This window comes from Occallatibacter sp. FHG110214_02 (genome assembly GCF_059115385.1).
The window spans coordinates 68,599-91,548 of record NZ_JBZYWK010000008.1 but is presented as its reverse complement, the minus strand read 5'-3'; the positions used below and the strand labels follow the sequence as shown (position 1 = coordinate 91,548).

The window sequence follows — 22,950 nt, the reverse complement described above, 5'->3', positions numbered from 1 at the left end:
AATGAATTCAATTCTGCAGGACTTGCGGCATGCGTTACGTCAGTGGCGTAGGTCTCCAGGCTTTGCGCTTACGGCGATTGCTGTATTGGCGCTTGGGCTGGGTGCGAACATTGCTGTCTTTACTGTGCTGAATGGGGTTTTGCTACGGCCGTTACCGTATGCGCAGCCGGATCGAATTGTGAAGATCGAGCCAGATCAGCCTGATTATCAGTTTTTTGATCTCAGTTATGCGGACATGCTGCAACTACGCGATGCGGCACGCCTGCAGATGGGCACGAGCATGAATGAGCGCCCGGTGAGTATTGTAGGGCCGGGAGGACGATTTCAGGCTTCACAGATCATGGTGACAGCAGGCACGTTTTCCATGCTTGGCGTGCAGCCTGAACTTGGGCGAGGCTTTCGCGAGGAAGAGAATGATCCGGGCAAAGAGCGTGTAATTGTGCTGAGCGATGGAGCGTGGCACAAGCTCTATAATGCTGATCCGCATGTGCTGGGCCAGCCGCTTATGATTCGCGGAGATGCGTACACGATTGTCGGCGTGATGCCTTCGGGATTCAGTTTCCGAATGGGCGATGATGTGATGCAGGTGTGGTCGCCGCAGGCACTCACTGCTGCCAACAAGAGCGCAATGAGTGGCGAGCAGCAGGTCTCCGGCACAATGTTTGCGCGGCTGCCGGATGGCATGACCGCGGAACAGCTTGAGGCGCGGCTAAGCACGGCGCAGGCAGTGATTGCGAAAGAAGCGCCGGAAGGCGATATGATGCCGACGCGCGTCAAGGTGGCAAGCTATCAGCATTCGCTTGTCGAAGGCCTTCGTAAGCCACTGCTATTGTTGTACGGAGTGGCGTTTGGCATCTGGGCGCTGGCGTGCCTGAATGTGGCGAGCTTGATGTTGACGCGAGCGGTTTCGCGTGGCCGCGAGCAGGCGATTCGTTCGGCTCTTGGCGCGGGTCGCGTACGCCTGGTGCAGCAGTCGCTTGTGGAGAGCTTGCTATTGAGCGGGATTGGCGCTGCTATGGGTCTACTGCTGGCGCAGGTCGCTCTTCAACTGATGCGGCATCAGATTCACCGATATGTGAATCGTCTTTTCGACGAAGTGAATTTCGATTGGCGGTTGTTGTGCGGTCTTGCCACTATGACAATTGTGACTTCCGTGGTTGTAGGGGTGATTCCTGCGCTGTGGGCGTCGAGCCGTAGTGTGCAGGCGCGGTTGCACGGTGCAACAAGCACGGCAACGGCGCAGCAGAACCGCACGCGCGAAGTGCTGGTAGTAGCACAGATTTCGTTGACGCTTGTGTTTCTGGTTGGTGCGGGATTATTTCTGCGTACGATTTTTGCGTTGCGACATGTTCCACTCGGATTTTCTCAGCAGAATGTTTTGTCCGGCGGGGTGATTATGAATCCTCCTGCATGGGATACCGGCGTCAGGCACGACAAAGAGCAGAACATTGTGCAGACGCATTATCTGCCATTGCTGGAGCGCGTACAGGCGATTCCTGGCGTGACGGATGCGGCGCTTAGCTCAGTTCTTCCCATGCGTACAGAGTTCCAAGTCTCGATTATGGGCGATCTTGATCATAAGGAAGCTCCTCGCGGGAAGACACCTTCTGCTGCTGGGCGTGTGGCTTCGCCAGGCTTTGTGAATACGCTGGGCGTTCCAATGATTCGCGGACGATTTTTTACAAATGACGATACGTCAACTTCGCCTGTGGTCATTGTTGTTAACCAGGCATTTGTGGACAAGTATCTGTCCGGTCGGGACCCCATTGGGCATGTTTTTTCGATGGGGAAAACAGGGCGATGGGCGGATACCCGCATTGTAGGGGTGATTGGAGATGTGAAGCAGGGCGATGTGACGGAGGCCACGAAGCCGGAGATTTACTTTTGCCTAGCACAGACTGACCCCGGCACGCCGCTCTATGGCATTGCACGGGCGTTCATAGAAGTAGCGATTCGTGCGGCGGTGCCAGCAGACACGTTGCGTGCTCAGTTTGAGAAAGCTCTGCATGAGGTGTCGCCGGATGCAACTACAACCGGAGTGAAGACGATTCATGAAGCTGTAGAAGATTCCTTCGGCTCGCAGACGTTGATTGCACATTTGCTGGAAGCTTTTGCGGGATTGGCGCTGATGATTGCTTCTGTTGGGTTGTATGGGCTGCTGTCATTCACTGTGGCTCAGCGTACACGCGAGATTGGGGTCCGCATTGCTCTCGGCGCCCCACAGGGAAATATTCTCTCGCTGGTGTTAAAGCGCGCGATGCTGATGGTTGCGGCTGGGCTTGTAATTGGTATGAGTATCTCGTGGTTTGTAGTGAAGTTTGCTTCTAGCTACATCTACGGGGTGAAAGCGCATGACGCGCTGACTTTTGTTGCGGTTGCTGTGGTACTGGGAGCGGCATCGTTTGTTGCGGCTTGGTTGCCAGCGCGACGTGCGGCAGCAGTGGACCCCATTCTGGCTTTGCGATCGGAGTAAGGAAAGAAAATGATTGATCTCAAAAATGTAGAGCGTAGTTACAAAACGGGCCACACAGAAACATGGGTGCTGCGGCGCGTGAGCTTGACTATTCGCGAAGGTGAGTTTGTCACCATTATGGGTCCGTCGGGTGCGGGTAAGTCGTCTTTGCTGAACGTGCTGGCGCTGCTTGATGATGGCTGGATGGGCGAGTATTGGTTTGGCGAAACAGCAGTGCATAAGCTCAATCGCAAGCAGCGCGCTGATCTTGCGCGGCAGCGGATTGGCATGGTTTTTCAGAGCTATCACCTACTCGATGACCTGACGGTTGCGGAAAATATCGATCTGCCGCTTTCGTATAAAAATATTCCGGCTAAAGACCGTGCAGGTATGGTTGCAGAGATTCTGGATCGCTTTCAGATTGTGGCGAAGAAAGACCTGTTTCCGAATCAGCTTTCAGGCGGGCAGCAGCAGTTGGTAGGCATAGCGCGAGCCGTGGTGCACTCGCCACAGCTTCTGTTGGCCGATGAGCCGACAGGCAATCTTCACTCCACGCAGGCACGAGAGATTATGGAGCTTTTCCGCGAGCTGAACAAGCAAGGCACGACAATTGTGCAGGTGACGCACTCGGATGAGAACGCGCGCTACGGCTCACGCATCCTGGAGCTGCACGATGGATGGCTGACGCGTGATGAGCAAATCCAGCCGGCGGCAACGGAGGCCCAGTGAACGACAACTCAATTTCATTCTACGGTGCGATCCGAATGACTCTTTGCTCTTCGAAGCCGACTCTTCTACGTCTTCAGACTGTTGCTGCAATTCTGTTACTACAGGTGAATATGGTTTTCGCTGTAGTTCCTCCGCAAGCGCAGGCAGGCGGGCAACAGGCACCGAATGCGCCGTCTCCCACAGCGAACAGCGCTGCTCCACCGACGCCGACACTGGCGCAACAAGCGCAGCAGTTACAACAGCAAGCGCTTGCTCCGCAGAGGCCATTTCATATTGGTATGCCGCACTCGCATAGCCCACTTGCGCCTTACAAGCCGAGTGATGCGCCTCCGCTGGATTTGACTAATTCGCCGCGTCTCGACAATCTTATTCGCGAGGGTAAGCTGTATCTCTCACTGCATGATGCGATTGCTCTGGCTATCGAGAATAATCTTGACCTCGCTTACTTTCGCTATAACTTTCCGATTGCGCAAACTGACTATGCGCGTACCAAGTCTGGCGGTACTGTGAATGGTGTCAACACGGGGGTGCAGTCGTCGTCTACGCAGGGTGGTTTTTCCGGCGGCGGCGGAGGAGCAGGAGGATCAAGCAGTGGCTCGGCTGCGGCGGGTGCGGGTGGTATCGTAACTTCGACACTTGGGGCTGGAGCTTCGGTTCCGTCTTTTGATCCTTTCCTGAGTTTCAAGGGGCTTGTGGATCATACAACGACTCAGGAAGGCAATGCTTTCTCCTATGGAGTTCTGACCTATAAGCAGAACACCATCCAGGCGCTGGCGACTTTCTCGCAGAACTTTCCGCTGGGAACTGGTGTGCAGGTGAACTACCAGGGGCAGCGTTTTGCGAATAACAGTCCTTACGAAGCAATCAATCCTACGCTGAATGCAAGTTTTCAGTTTGTTGTTACGCAACAGTTGCTGGCCGGATTTGGTATTGCGTCCAACGAGCGCTTTATACGCATTGCGAAGAAGAACCTGCAAATTACTGATTTGGCATTTCGCGCGCAGGTGATTGCCACGATTACGCAGGTGGAAAACATATATTGGGATCTTGTGAATGCGTATCAGGATGAACAGGTCAAAGAGCGCTCACTGGCTTTTGCGCAGCACACGCTTGCAGATGACCGGAAGCAGCTTGAGTTGAACGCTATCCCGGCTATGCAGGTGACCAAGGACGAATCCGACGAGGCCACAAGCGAAGGCGATTTAACGGTTTCACGCGCGGCTCTGCGACTGAATGAATTGCTCATCAAGAATGCAATTACGAAGACGGATGATCCGGCGATTGATGAGATGCCTGTGATTCCACTTGACCGGAGTGGCGCTGATGACCCGAATGTGTCCAAATCCATTGACGATTTGATTACCGAAGCGGAGAAGAACCGTCCCGACGTGAGGCAGGACGAGATCGCGATGCAGGTAGCAGAGATGAGCTTGAAGGGCATTCGAAGCGAACTGCTGCCGACGCTGAACGTCTATGGCTTCTATCAGGGGAGTGGTATTGCCGGGCCGAGGAACCCGAATTGCAATCTCGGCGCTGCCGAATGCACCTCAGATTTACCTACCGGATTTGGCGATATGTTTGTGAACACCTTTAACTACTCTTCGCCCGAATACCAGTTCGGAATGAATCTGCAGATCAATCTGCGCAATCGCCAGGCGAAAGCTGACCAGTTCCGCGCTGTGCTGGAATTCCGGCAGAGGCAGATTACCTTCGAGGAACAGAAAAAGAGCATCCGCTTTGATGTGCGCAATTCACAGTTTGCACTGCAACAGAAGAAGGCACTGGTAGATGCTGCGCAGAAGTCGAAGGACCTGGCGCAGCACACCTTTGATGTGGCACAGCAGGAGCAGAAGCTCGGGGCTATGTCCAGCACGGAGGTGCTGGCTGCTTCGCATGCGTTGTCGCTTGCGGAGTCCGCACTGGTAGCTGCGCAAACTGCGTATGAAAAGGCCAAAGTGGACATTGACCGGGCAACAGGAGAGACGCTACAGCAGATGGGAGTCTCGATTGATGACGCGAAGCTGGGAGTAGTGACGCATGCGCCGTAGACTGTTGATTACATGTATGACCGGAATTGTGGAGGACGGCCATTTCAACTAAGCAAGACAAGATTCGTGTATTGGTTGCTGACGATCAGCCGCACATCCTGGAAGCGGTCGAGTTGTTACTTGAGCCGCAGGGTATTGGTGTTCACGGAGTGCGATCGCCTCAGATGGTGATGGAGGCGCTTGGCGAGCGCGACTACGATGTGCTGCTGATAGACCTGAACTACACGCGCGACACAACTAGCGGACAGGAAGGGCTTGATCTTCTGAAGCGAATTCAGGAGATTGATTCACGCCTGCCGGTGATTGTGATGACCGCGTGGGGGAACATTGATCTGGCTGTTGAGAGCATTAAGCGCGGCGCGCGTGATTTTGTGCAGAAGCCGTGGGAGAATGAGCGGCTGCTGAGCCTGATTCGCGTGCATGCTGAATTGCATAAGACTCTTAAGCGCGCCAGGCAACTGGAGCTTGAAAACCGCTTGCTGCGTGCTGAAGGAATGCCGGAGTTTGTGGCAAGCGCTCCGGCAATGCAACCTGTACTGGAGTTGATTGCGCAGGTTGGACCGTCAGATGCGAACGTGCTCATTACTGGCGAGCATGGGACAGGCAAAGAAATTGTGGCAAAGCTGCTGCATGGTGCATCTCCGCGCTCGCGTATGCCACTGGTCGCTGTAAACGCAGGCGGGCTGCCGGAAGGTACATTTGAGAGCGAGATATTCGGCCATGTGAAAGGCGCGTTCACTGATGCGCGCACTGATCGTATCGGCCGCTTTGAGTTGGCGAACAACGGTACGCTCTTTCTTGACGAAATTGCGAACGTGCCTCCGCGACAGCAGGCGAAGCTTCTGCGCGTTCTCGAAACAGGCGAGCTGGAGCGTGTGGGTTCTTCGCATACGCGGCGCGTGGATGTGCGTGTGCTTTCAGCGACCAATGCGAATCTGCATGAAGAAGCCGCGAAGGGTAATTTTCGTGATGATTTGCTATTCCGTCTGAATACGGTGGAGATTCATTTGCCTGCGTTACGCGACCGCCGTGAAGACATTCCGCTGTTGGCGGGGCATTTTCTGAAGCGCAACCTCACGCGCTATCGTAAGCAGATTGAAGGGTTCTCTCCGGCGGCATTGCAAATGATGCTGCAATATGCATGGCCCGGCAATGTGCGTGAGCTGGAACATACTGTCGAGCGTGCTGTGCTGCTGGCGCGTGGCGGTGAAATCGAGCCGGCAAATCTTGCAATTACCAGTGGGCGTGCTTCGAGCACCGGGCAGACAGCGGATACTATGAGCATTGAAGAGATGGAGGCTCAGTTGATCCGCAAGGTGCTGCGGCGGTGCGATGGGAACATTTCGCAAGCGGCTGAGCAACTGGGGTTAAGCCGCGCGGCTCTGTACCGCCGCATTGAAAAGTATGGGATATGAGCAGAAGACGCGCAAGCAGCACACGATTCCGCGCTCGGCAGTAAGCCGGGCATGGTTGTATTGTGCATGGCTGGCGTTGCCCAGTGTTGTCTTCGCAGTCATCCTTGTTGTGCGTGAACAGATTAGTTTGCCAACTACGTTGCTAATTGGCGGCTGTCTGCTTGTTTATCTTTTATTGATTGCCTTTGCGCTGATTGAAAGTTTCGTAAAGCCACTGCAGACGCTCTCCAACGTGATTGCTTCGTTGCGTGAGGGTGACTATTCGTTTCGTGCGCGCGGAGCAAACGCACGTGATCCTCTTGGTGAGCTTGCGGGCGAGGTGAATGCTCTGGCAGATTTGCTGCAGGGGCAGCGCGTGCGCTCGCTGGAAGCTACGGCGCTGCTGGCGCGCATGCTTGAGGTGATGCACGCTCCTCTCTTTGCTTTTGACCGCGATAATGTTCTGCAACTTATCAATGAAGCCGGCGTGCAGTTGCTCGGCAGGCCCTATGCGCGGTGCATGGGGAGAACAGCGGAGGAGCTTGGGCTTGATGGACTGCTTGCTGCGACGGATCATACAACGCATTCGTTCGGCACAAAGCCTGCCCGGTGGTTGCTACGCAAGGCGAGCTTCCGCCAGGAGGGGGCGCCCCACACGCTTCTGTTGCTGGCGGATGTGAGTGTAGCGCTGCAGGAGGAGGAACAAGCTGCGTGGAAGCGGTTGATTCGTGTGCTGGGGCATGAGCTTTCAAACTCGCTTGCGCCGATTAAGTCGATTGCCGGCAGCTTGCTTATGCGCGTGGATGGCGCTTCGCTTGATGACAGCACAGCGCGGGATTTTCGCCGTGGACTTGGCGTTGTAGAGAGCCGCGCGGATTCGTTACATCGTTTTGTGCAGTCATACAGGCAACTTGCACAGTTGCCACCTCCGAATCTTCGTTCTGTTGAACTGACGTGCCTTATAGAGCGCGTGGTGTTACTGGAGCAGCGCTTGCCTATCGAGCTTGCAAGCGGTCCTATGGTTACTCTGCATGCGGACCCGGATCAGTTGGAGCAGATGTTTATCAATCTGCTGGGGAATGCGGTGGATGCAACGCTCGAAAATCATGAGAGCCGCGTTGGCGTGACTTGGCACTTGGCCGATGAGTCTGTATTTGTAGAGATTAACGATTCTGGCCTTGGAATTGCGAACGCTGAGAATTTGTTTGTTCCGTTTTATACAACCAAGCAGAAGGGCAGCGGTGTTGGTCTTGCGCTGGCGCAACAGATTGCGCGTGCGCATGGTGGCGAAGTGACGTTAGGCAACTGCGAGAACGATTGCGGAGCGCGGGCAACGGTTTGTTTACCGTTGCCCTGAGTGAACCTTCAGTTGCTTCGCAGCGCAACCATGGGGTTGATGCGTGAAGCGCGCAGCGCGGGGATATAACCAGAGAGTGTAGCTACGATAAGCAGCAGTACGGCCATCGCTAGAAATGTGGCTGTATCCCACGGTGAGACTTCAAACAGCATGGCGGTGATGAGCCTGGTGATTATCAGCGAAGCTGCCGTGCCGAGCACAATGCCGATAAGCGCGAGCCGTAACGTACCTCCCAGTACTTGCCGCTGTACACGACCAGCACCGGAGCCAAGCGCCATGCGAATGCCAATCTCCTGCGTCTGACGTGTCACCGAATACGAAATTACGCCGTAGATGCCAAGTGCGGCGAGTAGAAGGCCCAGTGTGGCGAAGACGACGACAAGCAACATGAAGAAACGACGCGGCGAATTTGCATGGTCCACAAGCGTCTGGATGGGACGGAACTCGGATAATGTTTGCTTCGGATTAAGTTCGCGTAGTGCGCGCATGACGTTTGCTGAGAGCGCCGAGGTCGGAAGGTTGGAGCGCAGCACAAGCTCAGCTGCGCTGGGGTTCTGTTGAGTGGCGGGGTAGTAAATCTGCCAGCCTGTGGCGCCTTCGGTGCTTTCTTCATGCACGTCGCTCACAACGCCGACAATTTGCACCTGGCTATTTGAATCTCTCATCAGTATTTTTCCCACAGCATCTTCGTTGGGCCAGAAATAGCGCGCATACGACTCGTTAATGATGACGACAGGCGTGCTGGATGGGCCGTCGTCCCAGGTAAAGTCGCGCCCACGCAGACGCGCTCCCATGGCACGTTGATAGCCGGGGGTTGTTACGTAGACCAGCGGTGAGGGGAGATTATGCGTTTGATCTTCCGGAAAGCCTTTTGGTGTGGGCATTCCCCATGCACGGTTTTGCCCTAGCGGAAGATAGTCGGAGATACCAGCGACTTCCACGCCGGGAACCTGGCTGATGTGTGCAATCACTTGCTGAAAGATTGTGCGGCGTTTCAGCGCAGTGAGAGAGCCATCTTTATCGTTGGGCACGTTGTCGTCGTAGTCCACCTTCACCGAATAGGCGTGCTGGGGCTCAAATCCTAGGTCGACATCAAGGACTTTCAGGAAGCTGCGTAGCAGCAGGCCTGCGCCAACCAGCAACATGCAGGCAAGCGCGACTTCCGTGACGACGAGGATGGAGCGGACACGCTCGTGTTTGCGGCTCTGGCCCGCTCCGGGGCCGGAGTCTTTGAGCGCTTCGGTCAGATTGCCGCTGGACATACGTAGCCCAGGCATGATGCCGAAGAGAAGGGCGGCAGCGACAGCGATGAAGAGTGTCCATAACAGAGCCTGGCCGTCAATGCGGAGGCTGCTGAGCAGAGGCAACGCGATTGCGCCTTGATGCGAGAGCCAGAAGAGCAGCGTGGATGCGAGTAACAGGCCGAGAACAGCTCCGGCGGCGGAGAGCATCAGGCTTTCCGTGAGCAATTGACGGATGATGCGGGTGCGGCTTGCGCCGAGAGCGCCGCGCATGGCGAACTCCTTGCTGCGCGCGGCTGCGCGGGCAAGTAGGAGGTTCGAGAGATTGACGCAGGCGATGAGCAGGATGGCTCCCACGGCGGACCAGAGCACAACAAGCGAGCGGCGCAGCTTTCCGCTGACATAATCCTTGAGTGCGACGGGAACGACGCCGACTTTGGCGTAGCCTCCACAAGTGTCGGGGTACTTGTTGCTCCAGCACATGTGTGGCGCGGCAGCCTTGGCGTCTCCCTGTGCCTGAGCGAGTGTAACGCCGGGCTTCATGCGCCCGATGAAGGTGATGATGTTGCCCCAGTTGCGCGGCGGGCCATAGAGATTGAGCGGCGTGAAGGCATCAATCTTTGCGCCGGGTGAGAAGACAGCACCAAAATCAAAGCTGCGGGGAAGCACGCCGATGACGGTTGTTTGCTGGTTGTTGAGGTCAATAGTTTTGCCGACGATGCTGGGATCAGCCGCGAACTGGGTGCGCCACCAGCTGTCAGTGAGCAGCACGACGGGGGCTGCACCGTTGCGCGCATCTTCGGCGGTGAAGATGCGGCCCATTGCTGGGCGCACGCCAAGCAACTGGAAGAAGTTGGCGATGACGTCAATGCCGGTGGCTGGGATGGGTTCGCCGTTGTGCAGAAGGCTCAGATTGCCAGGACCCGAAAATGCGAAGTAGCCGGTTACGTCCTGCCAGGCGCGGCTGTACATGCGGAACTCGTCATAGGCATCGGTTGAGTAGGTTGCGCACGACTGGCCGCATTTCTGCGGTGGCGGGGCAATCCACGCGAGTTCATGTGCGTTGGGGAAGGGTAGCGGGCGCAGGAGCAGTGTGTTGACTACGCTGAAGACAGCGATGTTTGCACCGATGCCGAGCGCGAGGATGGTCACGGCTACGATGGTGAATCCTATGTCACGGCGCAGTGTGCGCAGCGTGTAGCGCACATCCTGCTTCAGGTCGATCCAGTAATCTGCTAGGCGCTGTTTGCGTTCCATTTTGTCTCCCATGTAGACGCCGATGCTTTCGATTTCCCGTAGATGGCCGAACTGACGCATGGCCTCGCGGCGCGCGCCTTCGGGCGTCATTCCGGCGGCGATGAGGTCAGCGATTTTGGACTCGATGTGGAAGTCGAGTTCATCGCGGACATCGGCAGCGGAATCGTGACCGAAGAAGCGTACGTAGCGGCGCCAAATGGGAGTCCGGTCTGGTTCGTTCGCCATGCGTTACTGCTCCGCAATTGCGATTTGCGTTGCGCCAAGGACGCGGGAGACGGCTTCAGCATACGCCTCCCATGTGGCGCGCTCTTCGCTGAGCTGCTTTTTCCCTGCAGGAGTCAGGCGGTAGAACTTGGCTTTGCGGTTGTTCTCTGACAAACCCCACTCGCTGGCAAGCAACTTTTTGTTTTCCAGTCTCCACAATGCGGGATAAAGTGTGCCTTCCTCTACGAGGAGCACATCGCCGGAATGCTGGCGAATGAAGTTTGTGACGGCATATCCATGCTGCGGTCCCCACATAAGGGCCTTGAGAATCAGCACGTCGAGCGTGCCGCGAAAGAGTTCGAGTTTGGGCTTAGCCACTGCTTCCCCTTTGATAGCAAGGGGAGTGTCGCACAGGTTCCCCTTGGAGTGCAAGGGGTGTTCCGAGTGAGCACGATCACAGATTCACGGGTAAACTTTTGATAGCTATGATTCATGATCCGCAACGCTTGGGACAGCATCAGGTTGAGGAGTGCGCCTGGCACCGGCCGGCCCGCTAAAAGGAGAACAAAAACGGATGCAACTCGAGGTCAATGAGACCACGGAAGCCCGTGGCGAGCAGGGGATAGCTATTTACTCTCGCAAGAATCCATTTACAGCCACTGTTTTAGAGAACCGCTTGCTGACAGGCCCGGCCTCCGAGAAGGAGACACGGCATATTGAGATATCGCTGGAAGGCTCTGGCATTCAGTACCTGCCGGGAGACTCGCTGGGGGTTTTGCCTGAGAGCCGTTCGGACCTGGTGCAGGAAGTGCTGCGGCTTCTGAATTTCAGCGGCGATGAGCCGGTGACGGATTTTTATGGCGGCGCACTGAATCTGCGCGAGGCGCTGAGCACCTGGCTGGTGATTGGCAAGATGTCCGGCTCGACTATCAAGGCCTGGGCGAAGCTGACGGGCAATCCGGAATTGGCGGCGATGGTGTTGCCGGAAAACAAAAGCAAGCTTGACGATTATCTCTGGGGACGCGAGTTTCGCGATTTGCTGGAGCAGTTTCCGGCGAAGTTGGAGGACCCGCAGCAGCTTTTCAAAATTCTTCCGCGGCTGGCTCCGAGGTTGTACTCGATTTCGTCGAGCCAGGCACTGCATCCGGATACTGTGCACCTGTCGGTGCGTGTTGTTCGCTATGAGAGCTATGGTCGCGAGAGGCTTGGCGTTTGTTCGGGGCAGCTTGGTGAGCGTGCGCCGGAAGGGGCGACGCTTCCGATCTTTGTTCACTCCAACCAACTCTTCCGCTTGCCGGATGACCCGGATGTGCCGGTGATTATGGTGGGGCCAGGTACGGGGTTGGCGCCGTTCCGGGCGTTCCTTGAGCATAAGCAGGCTGGGCGTGGGCGCTGGCCGATGTGGCTGTTCTTTGGCGAGCAGCGTGAGATGCAGGATTTCCTTTACCGGGAAGAGATGTATGGCTGGCTGGAGAACGGTGTGATGCAGCGGCTCGATACGGCTTTCTCGCGGGACCAGGCGAAGAAGATTTATGTGCAGGACCGGATTCGCGAGCAGTCTGCGCTGATTTGGGACTGGCTGGACCGGGGCGCTTATTTCTATGTCTGCGGTGATGCGAAGCGGATGGCTCCCGATGTGGAAGCTGCCGTGAAGGACGCTGTTGCGACGCATAGTGGTAAGGGTGCGGAGTATGCGTCTGCTTACGTGGCTGACATGATTAAGCAGAAGCGCTATCTGCGGGATGTCTACTAGGGCATTGGCGGTCTTTCCTAACGATTTACTTATGCGTTCTGTGAGATACGCACAGTGGCCCCGGTTACGGGGCCATTTGTTTTGTTTGGGTTGCGGACGGCTGCACAGTTCCTGTGCAGAATCTTTATTCCGGAACTGTGGAACTGTGCAGAGGGCAGTTTACAGGTTTCATGTGTCAGGTTACAGACGGTTGTGCCTGCCGATGCGTACATTGGGGACTCCTTTCTTTGGGATTCGCGAGTTAGCAGCGCTTCGCGCTTAGCAAGTTAGCGGAAAAACAGAACGGCCCGATTCCTGTGGAATCGGGCCGTTTTTCTTCTACTGATTCAAGGTTAACAAATTCGAGATAATTGAGCGCAAAATCGAAGATGATTTTTGGCTAATGAGATCAATGAGTTAGAAAGTATTTTCATTCACAGGGCTTGACAAGATTTTTCCACAGGCAACGGGAGAGCTTGATGCGGGGAGAACTGGCGGTATGGGTATCCCACCCTGCGACAGAGAGAAGTCGCAAGGGTGGGGGCACGGGGCTTTGGGGGGAACTGCGAAAAGGCAACGGCAAGAACAACTGCAGATTCTTCCCCACCCCATCGCGCAAAAGAACGCGCGCCGGGGACCCCGGTCGCTCCGCCTACCCCACGAACGATAATGCCGTTCGCGGGGCCCCAATGCGCTTCGGTCAGGATGACACCGACTCAATTTGTGGGAGAACGGAAGACACCACCTAATTTATTGGGAGAACAGAAGGCACTCCCTTGTTTTGCGGGAGTGCTTCGATGGGTGGTCAGTCGTAGCGCTCGAAGATGATTTGCTTTCTGTGCCAGCCGTAGCCTGCTAGCTGTTCGCGAACTACTGAGACCATTTCGTTGAGGCCACAGACGTAGGCGTAGATGTCGAACTTGAGTTCTGTGCGCGGGATGGAGGGATCGACGGGGGGGACGGGCAGGGAGATGCCTAGCCGGGTGGCGCGTTCTTCTACAACTTTTGCGACGTGTTCCTGAACGGTGCCGCGTTGGCTCTTCGACTCTTCGCCGGGCTGGGTGAGGACGGGAATGTAGTGGAAATTGGGCTTGTGGGCGGCCAGGGCTTCAAATTCCTCGTGGTAGTAGAGGTCGGATTCGTGGGTGGTTCCGTAGATTAGCCAGATATCCTTGCCTTCGCTGTGGTCGGGGCCGTCTTTTGGGAAGAGCGATTGCGTAAAGCCGCGGATAGGGGCGATGCCGGTACTGGCGGCGACGAAGACGGAGTCGACAATGGGCTGCTGCAGGACGAAGTAGCCGTAGGGGCCGTGCAGGGTGACGGAGTCGCCTTCGGCGAGGCTGGTCAGGTAATTGGAGAAGAAGCCGTCATCGACGCGGTTGATGCAGAGGGCGAGTTTGTTGCCGTCTGGGGCTGAGGCTATGGAGTAGGCGCGGGTCTGCTGCTTGCCGTCTGGGTCGGTGGCTACCACGGAGACGAACTGCCCGGCGGAGAACGCGAAGTCTGGGCTATCGCCATTCTCGCTTGTGAGGGTGAACTGGAGGTGGTAGCACTGCGAGGACTCGGAGATGCAGGTCTTGTGGTCGAGGCGGGCGGAGTAAAGAGTGCGTGACAAGGTGGAATTCCTCTGAAGGAAAAGGATACGGCGTGGGTGGAAGGTTGGGGAAGTACGGGCAGAGGTTAGTTATTCGCGAGGCTGCGGAGAACGGCTGCGGCGATGTTTTACGTCTCCGAAACCGGGAGAGATGGGATGCCCGGCGATAATGTGGGCTAACGAGAGCTGAGTGTACGGCAAACGTTGCAGGAGGGCTGGATGGCAGACACGAAGACTCTGATTGAGCAGGCGTACTCCGCATTCAACAGGCGGGACATTGATTGATGGTGCGTTAGCGCTGATGACGGAAGATGTGAGCTGGCCCAAGGCCTCCGAGGGCGGGATGGTTGTTGGGAAGGAAGAGATTCGTGCTTATTGGACGCGGCAATGGGGTGAGTTTGACCCCTATGTTGAACCGCTGGCAATTACCGAGGAAGACGGCGGCGGGGTTCGTGTCCGGGTGCATCAGCTTGTGAAGAGTCTGCAGGGGGATGTTTTATCGGACAGCGAAGTTTTCCATGTGTTCACGGTGAATAACGGTCTTATTGCAGCCATGAACCTTGGGGATGAGGCTGATTCTCCTGCTGGTCCATCTGCCGCGTTTGCACACCAATCCTGACGCGGCGGGTGAGGCTGCGTTTTGATTCTGGTGCAAGGACTGGTACGATAATGAGATACGTGCCGTGCCGTGTCTGCGAGATGGCCTGCGGCGAGATTTTTTGAGTTGAAAGAGGCGTTTTGTGGCAAACACCACCAAGATTGAAGACAAAGTAGAACGGAAAAAGCTGAAGCGCGCGGCGCGCAAGAAGGCAGCTCCGAAGGCGAAGCGGACGACTCCGCGCGGCAGCAACAAGCAGAAGGTTAAGAAGCTGGCACGCGGTCAGTCGAAGCGCTAGTTTTTGACCGATGTAAGATTCGCGCCCGGCAGGGTTACTCTGCCGGGCGCGAAGCGTGTTTGGCTCCTTTTTTCGGGCCTTTCCCGCATAAAGAAATCTCCATTTAGTAACCGGGGCCAGGCGTGTATGCTGAATTTGCTCATACCGCATCAGGAGAAGTACTCTGGCTAGCCAACTGGTTGCCCGCAAATCCATTGACAAGCTGATACGCGACTCGGAGGCGCCGGAACATGCGCTGAAGAAGACGCTGGGGCCGTGGTCATTGACCGCGCTTGGCATCGGCGCGGTGATTGGCTCGGGGATTTTTACGGTTGTGGGCACGGCGATTTCGGGCGAGCAGTTCGACACGTCGAGCATCCTGAATACGCCGCTGGCGGACTACCTGATTCACCATACGGCGCTGGCTGGACGGCCCGGTGCCGGTCCGGCGATTGCGATTTCGCTGGTGCTGGTGGCGTTTGTCTGCGCGTTGACCGGGCTCTGTTACGCCGAGCTGGCGTCGATGATTCCGATTGCGGGGTCGGCATACACGTATACCTATGCGACGCTGGGCGAGTTGATTGCGTGGATTATCGGCTGGGATTTGATCCTGGAATATGCCGGCTCGAACATGACTGTCAGCGTGGGCTTTGCGGCGCATGTGGTCGACTTGCTGGATTGGATGGGACTGCATCCGCCGGCTACGTGGATATCTCCGGCTTATTTGCCGAGTGGGTTGACGGACCTGGCGGGGAATACGATTTACAGCCCTGGGTGGCATTTTGGGTTTAATATTCCTGCCTTCCTGGTGGTGCTGTTTCTTACTGTCATTCTTGTGCGCGGGATTCGAGAGTCGGCTTCTACGAACAACATGATGGTGGGGCTGAAGCTGATTGCCATCTTGATTTTTGTCGGCGCGGCGATTGGGTATATTCATCCATCGAACTGGCATCCGTTTATGCCGAATGGGTTGAGCGGCGTGCTTACGGGTGGCTCGATTATTTTCTTTACCTATATTGGGTTTGATTCGGTTTCTACGGCTGCGGAAGAGACCAAGAATCCGCAGCGTGATTTGCCGATTGGCATTATTGCTACGTTGATTGTTTGTACGGTGCTGTATGTCGCCGTGGCGGTGTGCCTGACGGGGCTTGTGCCGTGGCAGTCGATGGTGGGCGATGCGGCTCCGGTGGTGAATGCGCTGAAGAAGCTTTCGATGGGCGCGGGTGGGCATCCGCTGCATTGGGTGCGGCTGGTGATTTTGATTGGCGCGCTGCTGGGCATGCTTTCTTCGTTGCTGGTGTATCAGTTGGGGCAGTCGCGGGTGTGGTTTTCGATGTCGCGCGATGGGCTGCTGCCGAAGAAATTTTCTGACGTGCATAAGGTGTACCGGACGCCGGCGTTTTCTACGTGGGTGGCGGGGTTTGTGGTGGCGATTCCGTCGGGGCTGTTTGATATTGGCACGCTGGCGGACTTGTCGAATATCGGCACGCTGTTTGCGTTTGTGCTGGTGTCGATTGGCGTGATTGTGCTGCGGGTGAGGGAGCCGGAGCGGTATCGCGGATTCCGCGTGCCGGGTGGATGGGTAATTCCGGCGTTGAGCGTGATTTTTTGCTTCCTGCTGATGGCGGGGCTGCCGATTATTACGTGGTTCCGGTTCTTTATCTGGTTGGCGATTGGGCTGGTTATTTATTGCTTCTACAGCCGACATCGCAGTGAGTTTGCGAAGGCGAAGTAGGGCAGCTTTTAGCTGTCAGCTCTTAGCTTTTAGCGCGATGGCGGGAGAGCACGCTGTTCTGATGGCTGGATTTCCCTCGATAAAATTTGGGAATGAGTGAGATACGGGAGTTTGTGCGCGGGCTGCCGAAGGCGGAGCTGCATTTGCATCTGGAAGGGACGATTTTGCCGGCGACGCTGGTGGAGTTGAGCCAGCTTCAGGACGAAAAGCCGATGACGCTGGCCGAGGCTGAGAAGATTTATCAGTTCACGGATTTTTCCGGGTTCATGGATGCGTTTCGCGATATCACGCGGCTGCTGAGCGGGCCGGCGGAGTATGAGCTGGCAGCGTGGAGGATGATGCAGAGGCTTCATGAGCAGGGCGTGGTGCATGCCGAGGTTTATATCTCTGTTGGCGTGATTTACCACTTCCGGGAGCACGCTGAAGGAGTTGTTGAGCCGATCTTTGTTGCGCTGGAGCGGGCTCGCGAGCGGGCGGAGAAAGAACTTGGACTCACGATCTACTGGATTTTCGATGCGGTGAGGCACTTTACCGTGGCGGAGGCGGAGCGGGTGTTTCGCAAGGCAATCGAGTTGCGGGCGAAGTATCCTTCCATCATCGGCATTGGGCTGGGTGGCGATGAGCGACGTGCGGGGTCGGAGCCGTTTCGGGCGATTTATGCCGAGGCAAAGGCTGCCGGGTTGAGGCTTACGAATCACGCGGGCGAGACTACGCCGGCTTCGGCCATATGGGAGGCGCTTTCGATTGGGTCGGAGCGGATTGGTCATGCTTTGTCGGCTATCCAAGATGAAAAGCTTGTTGCGGAGTTGCGGGAGCGGCAGGTTCCGCTGGAGCTGAATCCGACTTCGAATGTGCGAACGGGGAATTGCGCTTCGTTTGCGGAGCATCCTTTGCGGAAGTATTTCGATGCGGGGCTGATGGTGACGCTGAACTCGGATGATCCGGCGTTTTTCGGGTCAGATATTGAGAATGAGTTTGTGCTGGCGGCTGAGCAGCAGGGCTTTACGCGCGGCGAGTTGAAAAAGCTGGCGGCGAATTCGATTGCTGCCAGTTTTCTTCCCGAGGCGGCAAAGGAGCGGTGGCTGGCTCAGATTGAAACAGCGGCGTGACGTATGTGGCTCTTGCGCGTCAGAGTCTGCAGGCGAGCCGGAAGCGAATTGCGTTATCATGCCACTATCAGTTGTTCAGGAGGCGTCCCCCGTTATGGCAACACAGTCTGAAGCACTTCTTCCCCTTCCCGAGCCGGCTGACGGCAACAAGGCGCTGCGCGTGCTGGGGTGGTTTTCTGTAGGCATGGCTGTGGCTGGGGTGGGGATTCTGCTGGGGTATGAGTTGCGTTCGCGGTATAAGTTCAATCGCCGCACGCCGTATGATTTCTTCTCGCATGCCGAGCCGGCGGCTGAGCCTACGGATGAGTTTGGAGTGGGTATCTAGGACTGGCCGTCCAGGCAACTGCGCCTTCGTCGCCAGGGAACAAATTGGGATTAATTGCAAATGCCGCCTTCGGGTGGCATTTGTTATTTCTTCCCTGCTTTCCACATGAGTGAATCTTCGATTGCGGTAGTCTGAAAGCTTATGGGGCGGATTCGGGTTCTCTCAGATCAGGTGGCTAACCAGATTGCGGCTGGGGAGGTTGTGGACCGGCCTGCTTCGGTGGTGAAGGAGCTGCTGGAGAACTCGCTGGATGCGGGAGCTACGCGGATTCGGGTGGAGGTTGAGGCGGGCGGCAGAAAGCTGATTCGCATCTCCGATGACGGCATTGGGATGAACCGCGACGATGCGCTGCTGGCCTTTGAGCGGCATGCGACCTCGAAGCTGCGGACGGCGGATGATTTGCTGTCGATTGCTACGCTGGGGTTTCGCGGGGAGGCGCTGCCTTCGATTGCTTCCGTGGCGCGGGTTCGGCTGGAGACTTCTGACGGCGAAACGGGGACGCTACTCGAAATTGCCGGCGGCAGGATTCTGCATGTGGAAGATGCGGCGTTGCCACGAGGAACTACTCTTACCGTCTCTGACCTGTTTTTTAATACGCCTGCCCGGAAGAAGTTTCTTCGGGCGGAGGCGACGGAGCTTTCGCATGTGACGGCGCTGGTGACGCACTATGCGCTGGTTTATCCGGAAAAGCATTTTGAGCTACTGAGCGCGAGTCATACGCTGGTTTCCGCGCCTCCGGTTACGCGGACGGCGGAGCGGGTTTATCAGATTTTTGGCAAGGACACGTTGAACAGCCTGTTGCCGGTAGCGGCGGAGTTGAAGCTGGAGCGAGGCGGGCTGCCGGAGCCTCCTCCGTGGAAAGTCGATCCCGACGCGCCGAAGAAAGACCCCGGTACGCTGCGTCTGACGGGGTTTTATTCCAAGCCTGAGTTGCAGAAGCTTAACCGGAACTCGATTTATATCTTTGTGAATAAGAGGCTTATTCGCGACCGGCAGGTGATGCATGCGGTTACGGAGGCTTACCGGAATATTATTCCGCCGACTTCGTTTCCGGTGGTGCTGCTTTTTCTGGAAATGCCGCCGGAGGAGGTGGACGTGAACGTTCACCCGGCTAAGACAGAGGTGCGGTTCCGGCAGTCAGCGCTAATTCACGATTTTGTGCGGGATAGCCTGCGGATGGCGTTGGTGAAGTCGCGTCCGGTGGCGGCCTTTGTGGCTTCAATGGCGGAACCGACGGCGAGTGCGTCGCTGATGCCTCCGGCGGAGTCGCCTTTGCCGAGCAGCGATGCAATCCAGAGAAATTCGGAGCCGATTGGGGCCGGAGAAGCGGAACCGTTCCGGTTGACGGGGTTTCAGCCGCCTGCGATTGCGGGAACGCTGCCGTTTGCGGCTGCGGAGGGGATGGCGGCGATTGCGGAGGCGCTGGTTTCAAATGGTTTGGAATCAGTTGGATATGCGGCGGATGGCGTTGCGGAAGTGGAGGCTCAGCAGAAGGCGGAGACGCTGAACCACCTTGCCGGGTTGAAGCCGCTTGGGCAGCTTCGCGAGTCCTTTATCCTTGCTACCGGGCCGGAGGGGCTTTGGATTATCGACCAGCATGTGGCACATGAGCGGATTTTGTTTGAAAAAATTTTGCGTGAACGGGCTGTGGAAAACGTGCAGCGCCAACGGCTTCTAATGCCCCTGCTGGTGGAGCTAAAGCCTTGGCAAATGGTGGTTTTTGCGCAAATTGCCCAAGAGCTGGAGCGGAATGGCTTTGAGGCCGAACCGTTCGGTCCAAATACGCTTGCGGTGAAGGCTGCGCCGGTTGGGTTGGAGGGTGCGCAGCTTGAAAAAATGCTGCAGCAGGTGATTGAGCAGAGCAGCTCGGCGGGTGATCCGCGGAGCGATGTGGAGACGCATGAAAACGTTCAGAATCAGAGCCTTACGGCGCTGAAAACGAGGATTGCGGCATCGATTGCATGCCACGCGGCCATCAAGGTAAACATGCCTTTGGACCCGGCGCGGATGGAGTGGTTGCTGCTGGAATTAGCCAAAACGGAACACCCAACAAGCTGCCCGCATGGACGTCCAATCGCTTTGTTGTATTCTTGGAGAGAGATCCAGCGGGCCTTCCACCGTATTTGACACGTATTTGGAAGGCGGCAGCCCCACCCCCAGGGGGCGGGAATGCCCGGCGAGAACGCTAGCCTTGGAAAAGAGGTTCTTCTTTGACATCGGAGCAATTGGAAGCAGCGCGCGCCGAAAGGATGCGCCAGAATGGACATGGGGCTCTCACGCTTGAGGATGCCCGGACTTGGATTGAAGAGACGGGATTGTGTCTTTTTTTACCCCGTAAGCAGTCAGTGCCAACGTTGGCGCCTTCATTTGTAGAGGCGGTGGCGGGCGAACGGAGTGCGACTCCCAACCAAAAACAGATTGCGACGGCAGAGGAATTGCTCGTCCGGCTTGAGCTGGACGGCGTAGCCGTGCGCCTGAATCTGCAGGGCCAGCCCGGAGAGCAGCCGGATTATATTGTCGCTTCCTGGGTGCTTCCGTATGTCTATGCGCTTCGCGGCGATCGCGATTGGCGGAGAGTTCCGCAGTTGACTGGTTCGCGTGCGGTTTCGCCTCTCGCCGTTCAGGCTTACAAGCGGCTGGAGCAGGGCGAGACGACAGTCTCCGAGTTAAAGCAGGTTCTGGGCCATGGCGTGAGCGAGTCTGCGGTAGTCCGCGCTATTACGGAACTCTGGCAGCAGCTTCGGATTATTCCTATCATTGCAGCTCCGGGCAAGGCGGCCAAGTGGCAGCTTTTGCGCGTGCGCTTCCAGAAGGCGATTGCCGAAGGTGCTTCTACCTCGCAGGTGACGGCGATTTCAGTTCTGGCTTCGATCTTCCTGCAGGCCGTGATTGCGGCTAGCATGGAAGAGGTGGAGCTGTTCCTTGCGCCACTGACGGCGCGGAGCAAGATTCGCGAAGTGCTGCGCGGACTGGTGGCGACCCGCCAGGTGCATACGCTGACGATGGGTCATGCGCCGCACTTTTATGTTGCCGGCACGCTGCCGGAGTTTAGCGTTGCTCCGCAGATTTTTGCCAGCACTGCGCTTTCCGGTTATGCAGCACGGTACAGCACGGACGACTTTGTGGGCGGCGGCTACCTGGGGCGTGAAGAAGAGCTGGTGGAGCGCTATGGTCATGATGCGCCGGCTGCTCCCTCGGCGGAAGAGTACGAAGAGAAGGCTCATCACAGCTCGAATGGCGATAGAAACGGCGACCGGAATGGTTCCGGGCGTCAGCACTTTAATCGCCCGGCCGCGCATGGACGTGACCGCAAGCCTGCGTCTGGAAATGGTCCGCGCCGCGGGGCGGAAGGGCGTTCGGCCAAGCCTGCGAATGGCAATGGCGCGAAGGCTCGGCCCGGTTCTGCTCGTCCGAGTTCCGCACGGCCTGGCACGGCTCGGCCTGGTTCGAGCAGGAGCGCTTCTGCTGCTCCCGCTTCGGCGGTGCGCAAGGGCGGCTTGAGCCGGAGCTCTGCTTCGACTCGCAGTGGAGCCCCGACACGGAACGGTTCCAGCGCCCGCAATGGGCATAAGCCTGCACTGACGGCTTCGGGCAGCTTCCGGGATAAGCAAGGTTCCAAGAAGCGCGGTTAAGCATTGCCGGGGATAAATCCCCGGCAATGCTTCAGCCAACCGCATCGGGGCCTTAAGGCCCTGCGATGTGCATGCTTGTCATCATGGTGAGCGCCTGCAAATGAGCGCACTACTACCAGTGTTTGGTACCAGGACCTTCGCGTGAGCCAGAAGAAAATTATTGTTGCAATTGACGGGCCGGCTGGTGCGGGAAAAAGCACGATTGCTCGCCATCTGGCAGGGCATTTCGGGCTGCTGAACCTTGAGACAGGGGCGATGTACCGCGCATTTGCGCTCAAGGCTCTTCGGGCAGGGCTGCCTTTGGACGAGGTTAGTGGATTAGAGGGGCTTTCACGCGAGACTGCAATTCAGCTTGTGCCGGGTGAGGGCGGGAATCGCGTTTTTCTTGATGGCGAGGATGTGACGGCGGAGCTGCGTAATCCTACTGTGACGAACGCAGCTTCATGCGTGAGCGTTTTTCCTCCGGTTCGCGCATGGCTGGTGGGGCTTCAGCAGCAGATGGGGGCTGAGGGCGGCGTAGTGATGGAAGGTCGCGATATCGGCACGGTAGTTTTTCCAAATGCGGATGTGAAGATTTTTCTGGATGCTTCCCCGGAGGTGCGTGGGATGCGCCGTTTTGACCAGCTTGGAGAGAAGGCGACGCAGCCTGCGGAAGAGGTTATCCGCGAGCTGAAGGACCGCGATACGCGGGACCGGGGGCGGACGGAATCTCCGCTGAAGGCTGCCGATGATGCCGTGCTGCTTGACTCGACGCACATGACGCTGGGCGAAGTGGTGCGGGCGGCGGAAAAGATTGTGGAAGAAAAACTTGCATCACGGGCAGCGGCAGACTAAGACAGCCGGCCAGGCCAGACGGGTGATTTTTGATTCCAATTCTCCCGGTTGCACGTCTAAATTCTGAACTTATATATTCTATTTTTGAGTTAGATAGAAGCTAAAGTGAACGAAATTAAGAGTGGGGCTGTACAGCCTGCCTTTTATTCCCATTCTTGCTGTTGATTCCCCTTGAAGCTGCGCCCTTGGTTGCTTTTTGCATGCTGTGCAAGATTGCATTTTGATTTTGCATATCTGAAAAAAGGAGCTTGAGTAGTATGGAAGCAATAGTTTGCGATAGCTGTGGCTCAGACAAGTTTCGGGCCTCTCATTTTCGACTTAAAGATCTTCCGAAGTTGTTCAAGCTGCGGCGTCCCATACGCTGCTGCTCCTGTGAATGGAGGATGTATGTGTATATCCCCCAGGCAAAGATCTATAAATCGTCGCGCTCGA

At 56.7% G+C, this 22,950-nt stretch carries 17 protein-coding genes; 14 read left to right on the top strand and 3 right to left on the bottom strand.

From position 1 onward, the window contains the following. Window position 1: 1 nt before the first annotated feature. From AC5S3R_RS09535 to AC5S3R_RS09515, 5 genes are all read left to right on the top strand, one after another. Entirely contained in the window at window positions 2-2,473 is a 2,472-nt protein-coding gene (locus AC5S3R_RS09535; protein ID WP_494266796.1) for an ABC transporter permease, read from the top strand. 9 nt (window positions 2,474-2,482) lie between these two features. Further along, window positions 2,483-3,181, top strand: coding sequence for an ABC transporter ATP-binding protein (locus tag AC5S3R_RS09530; protein ID WP_494266795.1), 699 nt, complete (start codon window positions 2,483-2,485; stop codon window positions 3,179-3,181). A gap of 110 nt (window positions 3,182-3,291) precedes the next feature. Next, on the top strand, window positions 3,292-5,229 hold the full coding sequence (locus tag AC5S3R_RS09525; protein WP_494266794.1) for a TolC family protein: 1,938 nt from the start codon (window positions 3,292-3,294) through the stop codon (window positions 5,227-5,229). A 71-nt stretch (window positions 5,230-5,300) separates the two neighbouring features. Beyond that, entirely contained in the window at window positions 5,301-6,644 is a 1,344-nt protein-coding gene (locus tag AC5S3R_RS09520) for a sigma-54-dependent transcriptional regulator (RefSeq protein ID WP_494266793.1), read from the top strand. Further along, entirely contained in the window at window positions 6,634-7,980 is a 1,347-nt protein-coding gene (locus tag AC5S3R_RS09515) for a sensor histidine kinase (protein WP_494266792.1), read from the top strand. The genes AC5S3R_RS09520 and AC5S3R_RS09515 overlap by 11 nt, the downstream gene beginning before the upstream one ends. Before the next feature lie 8 nt (window positions 7,981-7,988). Here the strand turns inward: AC5S3R_RS09515 and AC5S3R_RS09510 are convergent, their stop codons facing one another. Both AC5S3R_RS09510 and AC5S3R_RS09505 read right to left on the bottom strand, forming a co-directional pair. Next, a complete protein-coding gene (locus AC5S3R_RS09510; protein ID WP_494266791.1) occupies window positions 7,989-10,703 on the bottom strand; it encodes an ABC transporter permease in 2,715 nt (904 codons plus the stop codon). 3 nt (window positions 10,704-10,706) lie between these two features. Then, window positions 10,707-11,060, bottom strand: a complete 354-nt coding sequence (locus AC5S3R_RS09505; RefSeq protein WP_494266790.1) for a PadR family transcriptional regulator — start codon at window positions 11,058-11,060, stop codon at window positions 10,707-10,709. A 196-nt stretch (window positions 11,061-11,256) separates the two neighbouring features. Here AC5S3R_RS09505 and AC5S3R_RS09500 point away from each other — a divergent pair, with 196 nt between their 5' ends. After that, entirely contained in the window at window positions 11,257-12,435 is a 1,179-nt protein-coding gene (locus AC5S3R_RS09500; protein ID WP_494266789.1) for a diflavin oxidoreductase, read from the top strand. Window positions 12,436-13,219: 784 nt separating this feature from the next. Here the strand turns inward: AC5S3R_RS09500 and AC5S3R_RS09495 are convergent. Further along, the gene (locus AC5S3R_RS09495; protein ID WP_494266788.1) at window positions 13,220-14,029 is read right to left on the bottom strand and encodes a ferredoxin--NADP reductase; all 810 of its coding nucleotides are present in this window, start codon (window positions 14,027-14,029) and stop codon (window positions 13,220-13,222) included. A 220-nt stretch (window positions 14,030-14,249) separates the two neighbouring features. Between AC5S3R_RS09495 and AC5S3R_RS09490 the strand changes: the two genes are divergently transcribed. The 8 genes from AC5S3R_RS09490 (at window position 14,250) to cmk (ending at window position 22,518) form a co-directional block, all read left to right on the top strand. Next, window positions 14,250-14,627, top strand: a complete 378-nt coding sequence (locus AC5S3R_RS09490; RefSeq protein WP_494266787.1) for a nuclear transport factor 2 family protein — start codon at window positions 14,250-14,252, stop codon at window positions 14,625-14,627. A 121-nt stretch (window positions 14,628-14,748) separates the two neighbouring features. Continuing rightward, a complete protein-coding gene (locus AC5S3R_RS09485; protein WP_494266786.1) occupies window positions 14,749-14,904 on the top strand; it encodes a hypothetical protein in 156 nt (51 codons plus the stop codon). A gap of 202 nt (window positions 14,905-15,106) precedes the next feature. Continuing rightward, complete coding sequence (locus AC5S3R_RS09480) at window positions 15,107-16,618, top strand: amino acid permease (RefSeq protein WP_494266878.1); 1,512 nt, start codon at window positions 15,107-15,109, stop codon at window positions 16,616-16,618. A 92-nt stretch (window positions 16,619-16,710) separates the two neighbouring features. Next, entirely contained in the window at window positions 16,711-17,727 is a 1,017-nt protein-coding gene (add, locus tag AC5S3R_RS09475) for an adenosine deaminase (RefSeq protein WP_494266785.1), read from the top strand. Between the two features lie 94 nt (window positions 17,728-17,821). Next, complete coding sequence (locus AC5S3R_RS09470; protein ID WP_494266784.1) at window positions 17,822-18,052, top strand: hypothetical protein; 231 nt, start codon at window positions 17,822-17,824, stop codon at window positions 18,050-18,052. A gap of 141 nt (window positions 18,053-18,193) precedes the next feature. Further along, window positions 18,194-20,179, top strand: a complete 1,986-nt coding sequence (gene mutL, locus AC5S3R_RS09465; protein WP_494266783.1) for a DNA mismatch repair endonuclease MutL — start codon at window positions 18,194-18,196, stop codon at window positions 20,177-20,179. A 227-nt stretch (window positions 20,180-20,406) separates the two neighbouring features. Further along, a complete protein-coding gene (locus AC5S3R_RS09460) occupies window positions 20,407-21,684 on the top strand; it encodes a hypothetical protein (RefSeq protein ID WP_494266782.1) in 1,278 nt (425 codons plus the stop codon). Between the two features lie 141 nt (window positions 21,685-21,825). Beyond that, window positions 21,826-22,518: a (d)CMP kinase gene (gene cmk / locus AC5S3R_RS09455; protein WP_494266781.1), complete on the top strand. Its 693-nt coding sequence runs from the start codon at window positions 21,826-21,828 to the stop codon at window positions 22,516-22,518. Window positions 22,519-22,950: the final 432 nt, after the last annotated feature.

Coding starts and splice junctions, on each gene's coding strand:
- AC5S3R_RS09535 (WP_494266796.1), top strand. CDS start 2: ATGAATTCAATTCTGCAGGACTTGCGGCATGCGTTACGTCAGTGGCGT.
- AC5S3R_RS09470 (WP_494266784.1), top strand. CDS start 17,822: ATGGCAACACAGTCTGAAGCACTTCTTCCCCTTCCCGAGCCGGCTGAC.
- AC5S3R_RS09510 (WP_494266791.1), bottom strand. CDS start 10,703: ATGGCGAACGAACCAGACCGGACTCCCATTTGGCGCCGCTACGTACGC.
- AC5S3R_RS09525 (WP_494266794.1), top strand. CDS start 3,292: ATGGTTTTCGCTGTAGTTCCTCCGCAAGCGCAGGCAGGCGGGCAACAG.
- add (WP_494266785.1), top strand. CDS start 16,711: ATGAGTGAGATACGGGAGTTTGTGCGCGGGCTGCCGAAGGCGGAGCTG.
- AC5S3R_RS09530 (WP_494266795.1), top strand. CDS start 2,483: ATGATTGATCTCAAAAATGTAGAGCGTAGTTACAAAACGGGCCACACA.
- mutL (WP_494266783.1), top strand. CDS start 18,194: ATGGGGCGGATTCGGGTTCTCTCAGATCAGGTGGCTAACCAGATTGCG.
- AC5S3R_RS09500 (WP_494266789.1), top strand. CDS start 11,257: ATGCAACTCGAGGTCAATGAGACCACGGAAGCCCGTGGCGAGCAGGGG.
- AC5S3R_RS09515 (WP_494266792.1), top strand. CDS start 6,634: ATGGGATATGAGCAGAAGACGCGCAAGCAGCACACGATTCCGCGCTCG.